The following is a 16,009-nucleotide window of genomic DNA, read 5'->3' on the forward strand; positions in this document are numbered from 1 at the left end:
GCGATGGTTTTTTTTCTGAGGTGAAAGAAAAATCGGGATCTTTTTCAATAGTTTTCAGATTTCGGGTAAAATATAGATGCCGGGTTGGTCAGATGATCGCGGTGTGACGTGGTTCATACCGAGGAAAGTCCGCACTCCTTAGAGCAAGATGCCGGATAACGTCCGGGGCGGGGCAACCTGCCGGAACAGGGCCACAGAAAAAAGATCGCTTCGCGGAAGCGGAGTCAGAGTGAAAAGGTAGTGTAAGAGACTACCGGCGTGGATGGCAACATCGCGGCCAGGCAACCCCCATCTGGAGCAAGGCCAAGCAGGAGCGAAGACTGTCGCGTACAGGCGAGGATCTGCTCGATCCCCATATAAGCTCCGGGTAGGCTGCTAGAGTCGTGCAGTAATGTACGTCCCAGAGAGATGGTCATCTCAGCGGGAGAACTCGAGGTCTCCTCTGAACAGAATGCGGCTTATAGATCAACCCGCTTTTTTATGAATCCGATAAGAGCGACTCGCCGTCGCTCTTTTACGTCTGCGCTTTCAGGCAGCGGCTGCTTTTAGCTGGAAGCAGGCCGTTATATAAAAACGTGTAATCAAATTTCCGCATATGACGTAAAAACTCCGCCTGTCATTCTAAGCTGAAAGCTGTTGATTCGGGTTCCCCTGCGTTTATCTGCATATGAATCGTCGGTTTTATATGCAGAAACGGGAAGCCTGTCTGCATATAAAACCGGAAAAACAGATGCAGAATCGAGGTTCGGTATCTTTTTTTATCTATACCAGTCTTAAACCAAATGAGCGGCCGATCCCGTACAATAAAATCAGGCTTATTGGAAACGGAGGGAAAGGATGAAAATCAATCCATTCAAAGCTTTACGAAGAATTGCGCCGCTGAACGCGGCCGCCGTACTCTTCATCGCGGGCATGATCGTTAACGGGGCCGGCGCGGCGGACGCGGAGACGATCCGCTTCACCGGAACGAGCGCAGACAGCGATTCGTCCGCGGTCAGTGCCGAGGGGTCGACCGTGACGATATCCGCGGCGGGAAGCTATCGGCTGACCGGCGAGCTCGCGGACGGTCGGCTCGTCGTCGATCCGGAGGACGGCGCGAACGTCGTTCTTATTTTCGACGGCGTTTCGATCCATTCTTCGACCGGGTCGCCGCTGGCGATTCTGAACGGAAAAGAAACGGAGATCGTTTTAGCGGATGGGAGCGTCAATAACCTTTCTAACGCGCGCGCAACCGTTTCTCCGGATCCGGAGACCGACGAACCGAACGCGGCGCTTTACAGCAGGGCCGACCTGACGATCAGCGGGACCGGTACGCTCAATCTGACCGGCGCTTATAACGACGGGATCAACGGCAAGGATACGCTGACGATTAACGGCGGGTCAATTAACGTTACCGCGGTTGACGACGGGATCCGCGGTAAGGATGCGCTGACGGTGAACGGCGGGAAGCTGACGGTAACGGCCGGCGGAGACGGGCTGAAATCCGATAACGATTCGGACGCGGCGAAAGGGACGATTACGATTTCGGGCGGCGAGCTCGAAATCGTCGCCGCAGGAGACGGCGTTTCAGCGTATACCGGCGTGATCGTCAGCGGCGGGACCGCGACGATTCAGAGCGGCGGCGGATATCAGTCGTCCGTCTCCTCGGATCAGTCCGCCAAAGGCGTCAAGGCCGGAAGCGATATCCGGATCGAAGCGGGAACGCTGACGGTCAGCGCCGCCGAGGACGGGATCCATTCCGACGGCTCGATTGCGATCCAGGGCGGAGAAATTGTCCTTTCCGCCGGGGACGATGGAATTCGCGCCGAAAGCGCGCTGACGATCGACGGCGGCGCAGTCACGGTCCGGACGGCGTACGAGGGACTGGAGGCGGCGGATATTACGCTCAACGACGGAACGGTAACGGTTACGTCTCAGGACGACTCGCTCAATATTTCCGACGGGAGCGGCGGTTCCCAGGACGGGTTCGGCTTCGGCCGCGGAGGGTTCGAGGTGACGGACGGAAAGCTGACGATTAACGGCGGGACGCTCCTGGTGACGACGGTTTCGGGCGACAGCCTCGATTCGAACGGCGGACTGGAAATTAACGGCGGACTGGTCCTGATCAACGGGACGACGAGCAACGGCAACGGGTCGCTGGACGTCAACGGCAGCTTCACGGTTAACGGCGGAACGCTGATCAGCGTCGGATCGGCGGGTATGGCGCAGGTCCCGGACGCGGCCTCGGCGCAGAATCTGGTAATGATTACGGTTTCGGGCGGAACGGGCGGAGAGCTGGTTCATATCGGCGACGCGAATGGGAACGGGCTGATGACGTTCGAGCCGACGACGGATTGGCAGGCGCTGTATTTTTCTTCGCCCGAATTGGAGATCGGCGAGACGTATACGCTTTCCGTCGGCGGAACGGTCAGCGGCAGCGAGATTTTCGGATATTATCCCGACGGGGAATATTCGGGAGGAACCGTGCTGGAGACGTTTACACTGACGTCGAATATTACAACGGTCGGCAGCGGCGGTTTTGGCAGTGGTCCTGGCGGTCCTGGCGGGGGCCCTGGCGGCCCCGGCGAGTTTGACCGTCCCGGTGGGGGGCGGCGCTGATCGCGGAAGAGTCGGGCAGGCGTTTTACGGGAATGCGTTCCGGAGGCCTTCGGGCTTTCGGGACGCGTCTTTTTCTTTTCTATACGGTTCCTAAACCATTCGCGCCTTCAGATCCGATATGATAAGCGCAGGATGTACAAGGAAAGTTGGAGGGAAAGGAGGCGGCGATGAACATGCCTGTTCACATCCCGCAAACAGATACGATCGCGCGGGTCAGCCTGGACAATCTGGAGCTGCGTGAAACCGCGACGTTGAAGAGGATCGCGGATCGTTTCGACGCGATAACGCTCGCTGAAATGGATTCCGTAAAGCTGATGGATCGGGTCGATCGGAAATACGTTTTAAAGCTGCATGATCTTCCGGAGATTTTAGCGTCGGTTCGCGGCGATTATCGGATTTTATCCGTTGAAGGAGCGCGGCTCAATCATTACCGGACGGTTTATTTTGATACCGACGGTTTCGAGCTTTATGCGAATCATGTTACGCTGCGGAAGAACCGTTATAAGGTCCGCGTTCGCGAATACTCGGAATCGCGCCTGACCTTTTTAGAAGTCAAGCGCAAGACGAATAACGGGCGGACGATTAAGACGCGCGAGCCGATCGGATCTTTTACTGAGATGTCGGCGGGAGGCGAGCGCCTTGAAATCGAGCTGGCTGGAAACGTTCGGCGGCTCGGCGCGAAGCTCTGGAATAATTTCAGCCGCATGACCCTCGTCAGCCGAACCGGACAGGAGCGCGTCACGATCGACGTCGGTATTTCGCTGTTGACGCCGGAAAACGCGCTGTATCTGGATCGGATCGCGGTCGCGGAGGTCAAAACCGGGAGCTCGGCTCAGGCTTCGTTGTTTGCGAATCAGATGAAAGCCTATCGCTATCATGCGCAGTCGTTCAGTAAATACGCCGTCGGGATTAACGCGCTGTACGACGGCGTGAAAAAGAATGCGATGAAGCCGATCATGCTGCAATTAAAAAAGATGATGGGAGGGACGTCATGATGTCAGACGTGAGTTTATATTTTATTGGTTTTTTGATTAATTTCATGGTCGCGTTCGCGCTGGTCCGCTGGATTTATTATCCGTCCTCGCCGGTCAAGTCGCATGTGTTTACCTTTTTAGCGTTCAACACGATTATTTATTTTGTGATCAGTATTCTGACCGATTCTGAAATGGGCGTGGGGATTGGCTTTGGGCTTTTCGCGATTTTCTCGCTGCTCCGCTATCGGACCGATCCGATTCCGATCCGCGAAATGACGTACCTGTTTATTATCGTCGCGCTTCCGGTCATGAATTCGGCGGCGACGTCGGATCGGAAATGGCTGGAAATGATCCTTGCGAACGGGATTGTCCTGCTCGTTCTCTGGGTCCTTGAAAAGGAATGGGGGTTCCGGTATGAGGTTTCGAAAACGATCCTGTATGAAAAGATCGACCTGATCATTCCAGAGCGGTACCCGGAACTGATCGCTGATCTCGAAAAGCGGACAGGACTGAAAATAAAGCGGGCCCGGATTGGAAAGCTGGATTTCATGCGCGATACCGCGACGATCGAAGTTTTTACGGAAGGCGCGGGCGAGAGGGGCCTCGTGAAGTACAATTCGGACAGTCGGATTTCCGTGAAGTCCGATATGGATGACGACGATTAATCAGATTTCTTTTTCAGACAGCGGGGGCGGCGATGGCTCGGAAAATTCTGGTGGTTGACGATACGAAGAATATGCAGGCGATGCTGCGCGATTTTCTCGAAACGCAGGATTTCGCGGTCGTCGCCGCCTCGGATGGCGTCGAGGCGTTCAACGTCCTCAGGAATGGCCCGGTTGATCTGATCCTGCTGGATATTATGATGCCCAATATGGACGGTTTCCAATTTATTACGCAGCTGAAACGCAGCTCGAATATTCCGGTGATAATGGTAACCGCCCGGCAGCAGGAATCGGATATCGTTCGGGGCTTCGAGCTGGGGGCGGACGATTACGTCGTCAAGCCGTTCCGGTTCCGCGAATTGCTGATGCGAATGCGTGCCGTGCTCCGGCGTTCAGCGGCGGCGAGCGAAGAGCCGGACGATCTTGTCGTCGGCCGGCTGACGCTCAGCCGCGCGGCGCATAAGGTTTTCAAGGCTGGGCAGCCGATCGACTTTACCCCGCTCGAATTTTTCGTTCTGGAGACGCTGATGCGCAGTCCCGGGCAGGTCGTCAAGCGCGCCGATCTCAGTATCCGCCTGATCGAAAACGGGTTCAGCGGATCGGAAGCGACGCTGAAAATTCATGTCCGCAATATCCGGCTCAAGCTGGGCGACGACTTGAACCGGCCGGTCTATATCGAGACGGTTTTCGGGATCGGGTACCGTTTTCTCGAAAACGCCGGATGAAAGGACGCGGGGTGAAAAAAATCGAGATCAGGGATTCGATCCGGGGGAAGTTCATCCTCTCTTACTTAGCGGTAGCGCTGATTGTCGTTGGTTTTGTGATCGTTTTTATCTATCTGAACAGCGGGCAATCCTTAATGAGTCTCGTCGTCGAGCAGGAAACGGCAGCGTTGAAAGCGTCGGTCCTGGCATACTATCAGGAATATGGGACGCTCGAAGGTTTCTGGATGGCGAACCGCGGGTTCGGCGGCCCGGGCGGCGGTCCGCCCCCGGACGAAGGCCCGGACATGCATGGGGATTTCCGGGCGGGGAACCTGCGGGGGCTTTGCGGGCTGGTCGACGCGGAGGGAAAAGTCATTCTTCCACTGGACGGGGCTGGCCCGGGGGAAACGGTTCCGGAGGAGTTCCTGAAATACGCGATCGAGGTTGAGGCCGGCGGACGGACGATCGCCAGAATTGTCCCGGAGCGAAAGCGCGAGTTCAAGCTCAGCAGTGAGGAAGAGCTCTATCTGAACCGCATGACGAAAGCGGTGGCGCTGGCGGGGTTATCCGGCGCGGCGCTGGCGATTTTTCTCGGCGTCCTGATATCGAGCGGGATCCTGAAACCGATCCGGCGGCTGACGCTGGCGTCGAAGGCATTGGCCGCCGGCGATCTCAGCCAGAACGTTGAAATTACGTCTAAGGACGAGCTGGGGCAGCTGACCGAGACGTTTAATCGGATGAGCGCGGATTTAGCGCGCGTCGATTCGCAGCGCAAGCGGCTGACCGCCGATATTACGCATGACCTGAGCACGCCGCTCCAGATCATTTCCGGGTATATCGAGATGGTCGAGGATGAAACGATTCAGCTCACGCCGCAGCGTATCCGAATCATCAAGACGGAGCTGGATCACCTGCGCCGGCTGGTCAGCGATCTGACGACGCTGAGTCAGGCGGAAGGCGGCGGGCTGACGCTTCAGCCGGAGCCGATTCAGCCGGCGGAGCTCTTAGACCAGCTCTACAGCACGTATCAGCCGATTGCGGCCGGACAGGGCGTGACGATGCGCTTTGCGGACGGCGGGGGCGCGCCGCTGACGGCCGATCCCGGACGGCTCCGTCAGACGATCCAGAATCTGGTTGAAAACGCGCTTCGATACACGCCGCGCGGCGGCGAAATAACGCTGTTGCTGCAGACGGAGGCCGGTCGGGTAAAAATCGCCGTGACCGACACGGGCAGCGGGATCGATCCCGCGGATATTCCGTACGTTTTCGACCGCTTTTATCGCGCCGATCCGGCGCGGGACGCGAACGCGGGGAAAATGGGCCTGGGGCTTTCGATCTGCAAAGCGCTGACTATCGTCCAGGGCGGAACGATCGCGGTCCGTTCAGCGGGAAAAGGAAAGGGGACGACGTTCGAGCTCTCGTTCCCTGCCGACCGACGCAGCGCAGGCGAACGGAAGCTATACGGGGAATAAATCCCTTCCGCCTCTTCTCTTTCCGCTTTCCGCAGCTATGTTATCATTGATTGCGAAAATGAATTATGACGGGACGCATTTATGAAAATTGGAATCCTTTCAGATACGCATGATCATGGCCCGCGGACGTCAGAGGCGCTTGAAATCTTTCGGCAGGAGGGCGTCCGCGAGCTGATTCACTGCGGCGATATGACCCGTGTCGCAACGGCGGAGCTCTTCCGGGATTTCACGCTGCATCATGTCCTGGGCAATAATGATTTTGATTCGATCGGGTTGAGCCTGACGATTCAAGAGTTTGGCCCGGGCTCCGGAAGCGGCGAAATCTTCACCGGCGAGATCGACGGGAAGCTGTTCGCCGCGATCCATGGGCATCGGCTGGCGGCGCTGACGCAGTTAATTCAGAGTCAGCGTTACGATTACGTCCTGACGGGGCATACGCACCGCGTCCGCGACGAACGGATCGGGAGGACGCGGGTCATTAACCCAGGCGCGCTGGGCGGCGCGCGCCGCGACCGGCGGAATTTCTGTATTCTGGAAATCGAAACGGACGACCTGACGCATTATTCGGCGTTCGATTAACTCGGTTCTCTTTTCTGGTTCAGGATAATCAGCGTAAAACCAAACGCGATAACCATGACGGCAAAATAAATTTCGATTGGATAATGATGTGGTTAGTTTGTGATATTGTCTTAGAGAAGTTTTTTGGAAACTGACCTGCCGTCTATCACGAGGAACTACAGGTTTGTTAAAGAGAATGCAGCGCTTTCCGGCTGTGCATACTCTCTATTACAATTAACCCGATAAAATGGAGGGCGCATGAGTGATTTTCTGGAATCCCGATTGGAAAAAATCGTTCTCGAAGCGCAGCGCGAATTTCAGACGCCGGCGATTTCTTTGGCGATTCTTCGCGGCGGAGAGATCATTTTTGAAGCCGGCTATGGAACGCGGACATTGGGCGCGGAAGAAACGGTCGACGCCGATACGTCGTACGCGATCGCGTCCATGTCAAAGTCGATGACGGCGGCGATCCTGGCGGGGCTTGTCGAGCAGGGCGCAATATCCTGGGACGACCGCGTCAGCGATTATCTCCCCGATTTCCGCTTGCAGGACGGGACCGCGAGCCGGGAGTTCCGGGTCCGAGATCTGCTGATCCATAACAGCGGGCTGCGAAGCGAGGCGGGCGGGACGATCTGGTATGGGTCTGACCGGACCCGGCAGGAGGTCGTTCGGGGGCTGCGTTTTCTTCGTCCGGTCAGCGATTTCCGCGAACGTTTCGCATATCAGAACGTGACATTTCTCGTTGCCGGGTTGGTTGCCGAGGCGGTCAGCGGCGAGCGTTGGGACGACCTCATCCAACGACGGATTTTTGATCCGCTCGGCCTGACGCGGAGCTTCCCAACGCTTTCGGCGCGGGACGCCTCGGCGATCGGCAACATCGCCTCGCCCCACGCCCTGATTCAGGGCCAAACCAGCGTCATTCCGTACCGGGGTCACGATAATATTGCGCCGGCTGCCTCGGTTCATTCGACCGCGCATGATCTGGCAAGGTACCTTGCGATGTTCCTGAATCGCGGCATGGCGGGGGAAAAGCGGATCCTCAGCGAAGCGTCTGTCGCAGAGCTTCATCGCTCGCATATGGTTGGCCGCGACCTGGTCCCAGTTGCTCATCCGCGCCTGAAACCGGCGTTCGCGACGTACGGGTATGGCTGGTTTATCGACAGTTACGGCGGCGAGAAACGCGTTTATCATTCGGGCGGCGTTGACGGCATGCGCGGGCAGATCGCGCTCTTTCCGGAACGCGGTTCGGGCGTCGTCGTCCTGTCGAACAGTGAAAATCAATATGCCTATCAGAGCGTCCTGATGACGATCGAGGACTGGCTGATCGGCGCGGAACCGGTAGATTGGGTTCGAACGTATTCAGAGTTCGCCCGAACGAATCCCGATCGAACGGAGCTTCCGGAACGGATTGCGGGAACGGCTCCGCTTCATGCGCTCGAAGCGTACTGCGGAACTTTCTGCGACAGCGTCGCCGGGGAAATCGTCGTTTCAGCGCGAGCGGGAAAGCTTCGGCTCGAATTCGTCCGGACGCCGGCTTTTCGAGCTGAGCTCAGCCATTATCATTACGACACATTCCGGCTGCGCTGGGACGACCGATATATTCCCGACGGACTGGTCACGTTCATGACAGGCTCGGCGGGGCGGGTCGGCGGGTTGACGCTGGACCAGCCCCGCTTACTGGACGTTGATTTCGGCGAACTCGATCCCGTTATTCGGCGGGCTGAAGCGTGAGCCATGCGTGTAAGAATTCCGGTTCATTTGGCGTTCAGGGCTCAGTAGCAGCCGGTCGGGTCCATCAGGTAAATTTCGCCCGCGCCTCGGCCCAGGCCGAAAACGCTGTACCATCCGTAAATCATCATTTTCGCCCGTCCGACCGTCGTTTTCGCGGCCGGGTTTTCTGTATACCCGCTGCAATAAATTTCTTCAGCCGTGCCGTTGACGACGACGAGCGCATTATTGACGTTCGTTTCGCCGTAAATCGCGCGGCCTCCCGCGTATACCCTGTCGACCCAGCCGTTGATAATGATAAAGACGTTATCCACGCTCGAACTGTGCCCCTTTTGCCCGGATTGTCCGCCGCCGTAGATCCACCAGGCCTTCCCGTTTACGATAATCGTGCTGTTATTGGCATGGACATTATGACGATCGTACGTAATCGATCCGCCCATGACCATACTTTTTTCGGTGAAGACAACCTCAGGCCCGATCACGAGCGGAATCCCGTTGCAGAAGAACCAGAAGGAGCGTCCGGAGGGCCGGACATTTTTGACGCCGCCGTCGGAAGAATGAATCTGGACGTAGGCGATTCCCCGATCGATCGGGATCCCGAATCCGTCCGGCGGCTCTTCCGTGTCGCTTGTCAGGAAGATCATGACTTCGCCGGCCTTCTTCGGAATATTTTTCAGCGCTTCCGCGATGTTCGGATATTGACCATAAGTTCCGACGGTAATTTCAACGCGCCGTGTTGTCGACGGGGGTTTCCAGACCGGCGGCGTATCGTCCGGAATAAGCGGTCGGGCCATCGATGGAAAATTCTGCATCGAGATCATATTTTGAAAGCCGAACGGGGTGGCGGTTGAGTAAAGCGCGGAGTCCTGCGACGCCCAGTTCATCATCCCCCCGCTGACCTGCTCTGGCGATAAGGTCGCTGTTGGTTGGGGCTGTGCCGGCGATGGTTTTGACCCGTTTAACGCGTCGATCGTCGATTGCAGCTGCATGATCTGGATTGACAATTGCAGTGCGTCGACGGTCGCCTGTAAATCCTGCGCGGCGGCTTGCGGCGCGGCAGTCCGGATCCATAGAAACAGGGCGAACCCGGCGGCTGAAAGGAGACGGTTAAGTTTCATGAGCGGTTCCTTGTGTAAATCGCGAATCACAAATAGGCACGAAAGACATGCAGGCCGATACGGCCTATATACAGAATATAGAGTTGTATAACGCTTCAACTGCGTAACGATAGTTTATCGCAAAAAGCGGAACCGTAAATGGGCAAAAAGTGGGCAAAACACTTTATTGCGTCAGGTATTCCATCTCGTCGATGACGACCTGCGTTTCGTCGGATTTCAGACCCTTTTCAAGGATGACCCAGTAGTCGCGGCGATAAGAACGGACCCCATAGGCCGGATCGCTTCGGATCCAGCGCAGGACGTTTTCGTACAGCCCCGGGACTTTCGAATCGCGCAAATCGATCGCGATCACGTCCGTTTCGTACATGAACGCGGTTGGGTATATTTCAGCCCTGCGGGACAGGTGCGAATAGAAATGGCTCGCGCCGGAGGCGCTGAGCTCCGCGGGAACCGCCGACAGTTCTTTTTCGAGCTCGCCGTACACGGTCCCTTCGGCGCAGTATTTATGAAAATAATCCACTTTGGGCAGGTGCGCCGACAGGACGAACAGGACAGTCGCGAGCAGCATGAAAGCGCTCAGCGCGAAGCGTCTGGAGGGCGTTCGGATCGCTTCGAGTTCGGAAATGACGAGAATCAGGAAACAGCTGACCGGCCCCATGAAGTATTGGCTGTCGATCGCCTGCCATTCGAGATCCTGGAGCAGGTTGAACGCAATAAACGGGAGCAGCAGGCTCAGGTTCTTCAAGCGGCGCGCCCCGAAAAGCGGCAGCAACGCGAGCGGCAGGAGCAGGAACGAATACAGCTTGAGCTTTTCGGGCGTGAAGACGCGGGTCAGGATTGCGAACGGCGACGTTATCAGGACCTTCGCCAGGTCGCCGATCGATCCGGTTTCCCAGGCCGGAAGCAGGCTTCGATAGCGGTATGTGAAATCCGATTCGTCGCCGAGGATGAAACCCGTGATTCCGACGAATACAAGTCCGGCGATCAGGATCACAACGATCGCTTTCTTTCTCGCTGAAACGGAGCGGAAAAGCGCGGTCAGCGCGTACGCGATGACGTAGATCGCGGCGTCTTCTTTGACCGCGAGCGTCAGGATCAGGAAAACCACGGTCGGAACGTCGAGAAATCGCTCGCTGTCTTCGTTCCGTTCGAAAAAGTATATAAAGCTCAGGAAAAAAACGGGAAGCAGCTTGATCTCATGAAAGTCTTTCAGCTGTCCGCCGAAGTATCCCGGCTGAAGGAGGAACAGGACGGCCAGGATCAGCGACGTTTTCCGGTCGAGGTGATGGGCCCGGGCGAGGCGATAGAGCGGGACAACCGCCAGCGTCGCGAACAGGCTCTGAAGGAAAAGGAGCGTTTCCGGGCTGGAGCGCAGCTTATAAATCGGGACGAGGAGATAGAAAATCGGCGAGAAATGAATCTCCAGCATGTGGTTCATCGCGTAGCCGACCGAAGTCGTGATCGGAGCGCCACCGCGCGACATCAGGTAAAACATCTGGTCAAAAATGCCCAGATCAAAATCGGACGTCAGGAAGATACGATGGCGAACGATTCCGGTCGCTGCCGTCAGGCAGAGCGTCAGCGCGCCCGCGGCGGTCAGCAGGCTCCCGGCGGCGCGGGCGCTCAGGTCTAACTTCGAACCCATGCCGCGGACGTTAAATAAATAATGACAAAGGTAAGCGGCGCCGATCCAGGCTATCAGCCGGGCTTCATCAGCGGAATCCGTTTTGACCGAAAACGCGATCCAGCCAATCAGGACGAATACCGACAGCGCGGCGATCAGAAGATCGAGCCAGCCGCGCCGGCGCAGCAGGAAAATAAACAGGAAATACAGCGCGGCCGCGGCCGCAAAAAAGAAAAGAAAAAATTTCGGATACCCGGCTATGATTTCGCTGGAAAGCCGGCTGAGCGGAACGCCGCGCGCAGCGCGATAAACCGAAAAGCTCAGGATCAACAGGAACGCGGCGAAAAACGATTCAACGACCTCGCTGACAATCTCGGCGAAGGATTTCGGCTGCGCTGGAGCGGGCGAAGGATTTATCATGGATTCAGCGCCCAGGACCAAAGCGAAAAGATTTCGTACAGTGTAGATTCAGCTCGTTCATTCCGCACTCGCGTCCAGTCGCCCGAAAAATAATCAGCCTGCGGTTCTCTCCGCCGCGGGAACTTCCTGCAGGATGGGGCGGAATTTATACCCGTAAAGAATTGCTCCGTGACGGTCTCCGTCGTCGCGAAGCTTCCGCGTTACCATCTCGACCGGCGTTCCGATCTTGATTTCTTCGTCGCCGATGTCGGTTAGCTGCGCCGTGATAATCGGGCCTTCCTGGAGCTTGATCAGCGCGACGAAATACGGTGCGTTCTGACGATAGCCGGCTGGTCCTTCGGTTAACTTCGTGTAGGAATAAACCTCGCCTTTCCCGCTGAACTGATACGCGGTTTTGGCTTCCAGTCCGCAATGCGGGCATACGTCCCGCGGCGGGAAAATTTTTCCGGCACAATGCGGGCATTCTTCTCCAATCAGCGCATATCGTTGTTTTTTTAGCCGCCAATGGCGAGGATTTTCCATACCGTTTCGCAAGTCTCCCATTCGTTTCGCCCGACTCCATCCGCGTTATCAGACGGGGTCGGACCCTTTTTTTATTCAACGGTTCGGATTATAGGCAAGTTTTCATGTCAGAAGCTATCCTGATAGGTTTTGAAAGCTTTTTCATGACGCTAAGACATGCGATATGGCGGTCGCGGCCCGTCCGCCGAGCGCCTGGACGAAGACGGTTCTCGCAGGCTTCTGCGTTCGGAGCCAGTCGATGGCTTCGATAACCTGGTAAATTCCGGCCGCTCCGGTTGGATAGCCGCGGCCTGAATTCCCGCCGCCGTGATTCAGCGGGATCCGGTCTGCCCGCCATCCCTGCCCTGGATGGGAAAGGCCGATCGCTTCAAGCGAGAGAATCAAGTCAATCGCGGTTTTATCGTCAAGTTCGAACGCGTCGATTTTCTTCAGTCGGATATTGGCCTGATTCAGCGCGCGTTCGGCGGATTGCGCCGCGGCGGTATACGTCAGGAGCTGGGGACGGTCATGGATCGAGAGCTGGGCCGTCGCGTTCGCGGACGCCAGGATCCGGATCGGCGGCGCGGAAACGTTCGGCGGAACGTTGCCGGCGCGCGTGACGACAACCGCGGCGGCGCCGTCGCCGAGCTGCGCCAGGTCGAACATGCCGAGCGGAGGCAGCGGGATAGCCTGCCGGTCGTAGACGTCGGGGCGAAGCGAACCGCGCGGGCGGGCGTACGGATTCATGGCCGCGTTTTCGCACGCGCGCTGCGCGAGCGCTCGGAAGATGTCACGCGGATGCGCATAGGTTTCGAGATATCGGCGCGCGATCAGGGCTGCCTGACTTTCGACGGTCAGTCCCTGCGAAGATTCATATTCGTAATTCAACGTCAGGTTGGCGGCGTCGTCGGCTTTCGATCCGACGACGTCGGTTATTTTTTCGACGCCGACGGCGACGGCGGTTTTAATCCAGCCTGATTCGACGGCGAGGAAGGCGGCACGGAGCGCGGCCGCGCCGGACGCGCCGGCCGCTTCGAAGGTCGTGCTTTCCAGGTGTGGATGCCCCACGGCTTCGGGAACAAGCGCGCCGAGGTTCGCCTGACGCGAGAGGATCGTGGCATAGGCATTCCCGATATAGATCGCGTCGGCGGGCGGGTCCCCGGCGTCGCGGAGCGCCAGGCGAACGGCCTCGGATGCAAGGCTGACGATCGAACGATCCCAATATTCGCCGACCCTGATCCGGCCGGCGCCGATAATAACGGATTCGGAAGCGGAAACTCTGACGTTTTTCATTGCTGAGCCTACGCGTCCATATCGATTTTTTCGCGGCAGCGCGCGTAAGTCGCATAGTCGATCTCAGTGCGTCGCCGGAGGTAGGCCTGCGTTGAAGGGGCGAACGAGCGGACGGCGTCGATTTTTTCGGTCACGATCAGTGAGAACGCGTCGGCTCCCGCGCCGGAACCGAAGCTGACCGCCAGGATCCGATCGCCGGGCCGGGCGATATCGAGCGTCGCGCAAAGCCCCAGCAGCACCGCGCCGGAATACGTATTCCCGATGACAGGCGAGAGGAGACCGAGGGTCAGCTGCTCAGGCGTGAACCCGGATTCTTTCGCGATTTTCTGAGGGAATTTTGCGTTGGGCTGATGAAATACGACGTAGGTATAGTCTTTCGCGGCCGTTCCGGTTTCCTCGAAATACGTATGGAGCGCGTGTTCGATGTGATTGAAGTAAGCGGGTTCGCCGGTGAAGCGCTGCGCGTGTTCCGGGTATTTCGCTGTCTGGCGGCGCCAGAAATCCGGCGTGTCGCTGACGAACGAATAGGCGCTTTCGATCGCAGCGCAGCTTTCGGCGGCAGCCCCAAGTATCAGCGCCGCGCCGCCGGCGGCGGCGGTATATTCGAGGACGTCTCCGGGCTTTCCCTGCGCGGTATCCATGCCGATAACCATGACGTAATCGCCCATGCCCGATCCGACGAAGCCTATTCCCGCGACCAGGGCTTCGGTCCCGGCTTTGCAGGCGAACTCAAAATCGGCGGCGGAAATCGAATTGCCCGCGCCGAGCGCTTCGGCGACGATCGTTCCGCTGGGTTTTACGGCGTAAGGATGCGACTCTGAGCCGATCCAGACGGCGCGCAGCGAAGCGGGGTCGATTTTCGCGCGGGAAAGCGCGTTTCTTCCGGCTTCGATCGACATGGTAATCGTGTCTTCGTCGAGGCCGGGAACGGATTTTTCTTTGACCGGTCCGGCTCCTTCGCCATGCCAGACGCGGGCGATTTCAGCCGTGCGGATCCGGTAGCGGGGAACGTACGCCCCATAGCCGATAATCCCGACCGGGCGTTCAGGTTTAAGAAGTTTCATAGCGTTGAAAGGATCTCCTTGGCGGATTCTATCGATATGCTTCCCGCGGCGCGCATTTTTTCAGCGACGCGTTCGATCTGGCCCCCGACGGCCCCGGCGGCGATGGCGACCTGCCGGGCGTGAAGCGCCATATGCCCTTTTTGGATACCGACGGTTGCGAGCGCGCGGAGCGCCGCGAGATTCTGCGCCAGGCCGACGGCGGCGAGGATCCCGGCGAATTCGCGCGAGTTCGCCGGGTTTATCAGCTTCAGCGCGGCGCCTGCGGTCGGATGCACGCGGGTCGCGCCGCCGACCGTTCCGACCGCGATCGGTAAATCGATCTCCCCGACGAGTTCGCCCGATGGGCTTTTTCGCCATCGTGTAAGCGTCTGATAAACGCCGCTGCGGGCCGCGTAGCCATGCGCCCCGGCTTCAACCGCGCGCCAATCGTTCCCAGTCGCGAGGACGACGGCGTCGATTCCGTTGAGGATGCCTTTATTCTGCGTCACGGCGCGATAAGGATCGACTTCCGCGAGCGCGGCCGCGTCGAGGATCCGGTCCCGAACCTGTTCCCCGTTGAATCCCAGAGTCGCTAACGTATCCGGATTGAGAACGCAGCGGGCGCTCGCAATCCGACGGTCGGCAAGATTGGAAAGAATCCTCAGTCGCGCTTCTCCGCCGCTGAGCGCTTCGAGCTTCGGCGCGATGGCTTCCAGCGCGCTGTTGATCGCGTTCGCGCCCATCGCGTCCGCGACGTTCATCTCAAGATAGACGACTAAAAACGGGCCGATCGGAGAATCGTCGAAGATTCTCGTTTTCAGCTCGACAGGCCCGCCGCCGGCGGAAACGAGAACCGGATTCAGCGCGCGTACCTGATCGAGGAGATCGTCCCGGCTCGCGCTGATCGCCTTTACGGCGCGCGGAAGCTCTGGAACGCCGACGAGCTGAATTTGTCCAATCATGATTGGATCGGCGGCCTGCGCCGTGAAGCCGTTATTCTTCGCGACGAGCTTCGCGGCGTTCGAAGCGGCCGCGACGACCGACGGTTCTTCGATGACCATCGGGATATCGTAAGTTTTCTGGTTGACGAGGAAGCCGCGGGCGACGCCTAACGGGAGCGTAAAGGTCCCGACGACGTTTTCGATCATGAAATTCGCGGTATCGAGCGTCAGTCCGGCTTCGCCGCGGAGCCTGCGCTGATCCGTGTCGCTGATTCCATGCTCCTGCGTCAGGATCGCGAGCCGTTCGGCCGGGGTTGATTGGTAAAATTTTTTCTCAGGCATGATGTCTCAAAAGGTCTCTTTCCGACGATGA

At 58.0% G+C, this 16,009-nt stretch carries 13 protein-coding genes and 1 other RNA gene; 8 read left to right on the forward strand and 6 right to left on the reverse strand.

The genetic code is table 11. The features are described from left to right. The first annotated feature begins 80 nt into the window (after positions 1-80). The 8 genes from rnpB (at position 81) to BEQ56_05230 (ending at position 8,699) form a co-directional block, all read left to right on the forward strand. An RNA gene (gene rnpB / locus BEQ56_05195) (RNase P RNA component class A) lies at positions 81-477 on the forward strand. Positions 478-837: 360 nt separating this feature from the next. Next, complete coding sequence (locus BEQ56_05200; protein AOH42923.1) at positions 838-2,598, forward strand: hypothetical protein; 1,761 nt, start codon at positions 838-840, stop codon at positions 2,596-2,598. Between the two features lie 146 nt (positions 2,599-2,744). Then, positions 2,745-3,593 (forward strand): hypothetical protein, encoded by an 849-nt coding sequence (locus BEQ56_05205; protein AOH42924.1) that lies wholly within the window; start codon positions 2,745-2,747, stop codon positions 3,591-3,593. Next, complete coding sequence (locus tag BEQ56_05210) at positions 3,590-4,237, forward strand: hypothetical protein (protein AOH42925.1); 648 nt, start codon at positions 3,590-3,592, stop codon at positions 4,235-4,237. The genes BEQ56_05205 and BEQ56_05210 overlap by 4 nt, the downstream gene beginning before the upstream one ends. A 32-nt stretch (positions 4,238-4,269) precedes the next feature. Further along, a complete protein-coding gene (locus tag BEQ56_05215) occupies positions 4,270-4,959 on the forward strand; it encodes a hypothetical protein (GenBank protein ID AOH42926.1) in 690 nt (229 codons plus the stop codon). Continuing rightward, positions 4,956-6,410 carry a hypothetical protein gene (locus BEQ56_05220; protein AOH42927.1) on the forward strand — a complete coding sequence of 485 codons (1,455 nt, stop codon included), beginning with the start codon at positions 4,956-4,958 and terminating at the stop codon, positions 6,408-6,410. Before BEQ56_05215 ends, BEQ56_05220 begins: the two co-directional genes overlap by 4 nt. 81 nt (positions 6,411-6,491) lie before the next feature. Next, on the forward strand, positions 6,492-6,989 hold the full coding sequence (locus BEQ56_05225; GenBank protein ID AOH42928.1) for a hypothetical protein: 498 nt from the start codon (positions 6,492-6,494) through the stop codon (positions 6,987-6,989). Between the two features lie 237 nt (positions 6,990-7,226). Then, complete coding sequence (locus tag BEQ56_05230; protein AOH42929.1) at positions 7,227-8,699, forward strand: hypothetical protein; 1,473 nt, start codon at positions 7,227-7,229, stop codon at positions 8,697-8,699. 41 nt (positions 8,700-8,740) lie between these two features. Here BEQ56_05230 and BEQ56_05235 read toward each other — a convergent pair whose 3' ends face one another. The 6 genes from BEQ56_05235 to BEQ56_05260 all read right to left on the reverse strand — a co-directional run bounded on the left by BEQ56_05235 (position 8,741) and on the right by BEQ56_05260 (position 15,978). After that, positions 8,741-9,814, reverse strand: coding sequence for a hypothetical protein (locus BEQ56_05235; GenBank protein AOH42930.1), 1,074 nt, complete (start codon positions 9,812-9,814; stop codon positions 8,741-8,743). A 163-nt stretch (positions 9,815-9,977) separates the two neighbouring features. Continuing rightward, positions 9,978-11,879 (reverse strand): hypothetical protein, encoded by a 1,902-nt coding sequence (locus BEQ56_05240; protein AOH42931.1) that lies wholly within the window; start codon positions 11,877-11,879, stop codon positions 9,978-9,980. 72 nt (positions 11,880-11,951) lie between these two features. Beyond that, on the reverse strand, positions 11,952-12,380 hold the full coding sequence (locus BEQ56_05245) for a transcriptional regulator (GenBank protein AOH42932.1): 429 nt from the start codon (positions 12,378-12,380) through the stop codon (positions 11,952-11,954). Positions 12,381-12,521: 141 nt separating this feature from the next. Further along, a complete protein-coding gene (locus tag BEQ56_05250) occupies positions 12,522-13,652 on the reverse strand; it encodes a hypothetical protein (GenBank protein ID AOH42933.1) in 1,131 nt (376 codons plus the stop codon). An 8-nt stretch (positions 13,653-13,660) separates the two neighbouring features. Continuing rightward, entirely contained in the window at positions 13,661-14,716 is a 1,056-nt protein-coding gene (locus tag BEQ56_05255; protein AOH42934.1) for a hydroxymethylglutaryl-CoA synthase, read from the reverse strand. Then, positions 14,713-15,978 carry a hydroxymethylglutaryl-CoA reductase, degradative gene (locus BEQ56_05260; GenBank protein ID AOH42935.1) on the reverse strand — a complete coding sequence of 422 codons (1,266 nt, stop codon included), beginning with the start codon at positions 15,976-15,978 and terminating at the stop codon, positions 14,713-14,715. The genes BEQ56_05255 and BEQ56_05260 overlap by 4 nt, the downstream gene beginning before the upstream one ends. Positions 15,979-16,009 lie beyond the last annotated feature (31 nt).

The sequence above is a fragment of the Anaerolineaceae bacterium oral taxon 439 genome (genome assembly GCA_001717545.1).
GTDB lineage: Bacteria > Chloroflexota > Anaerolineae > Anaerolineales > Anaerolineaceae > Flexilinea.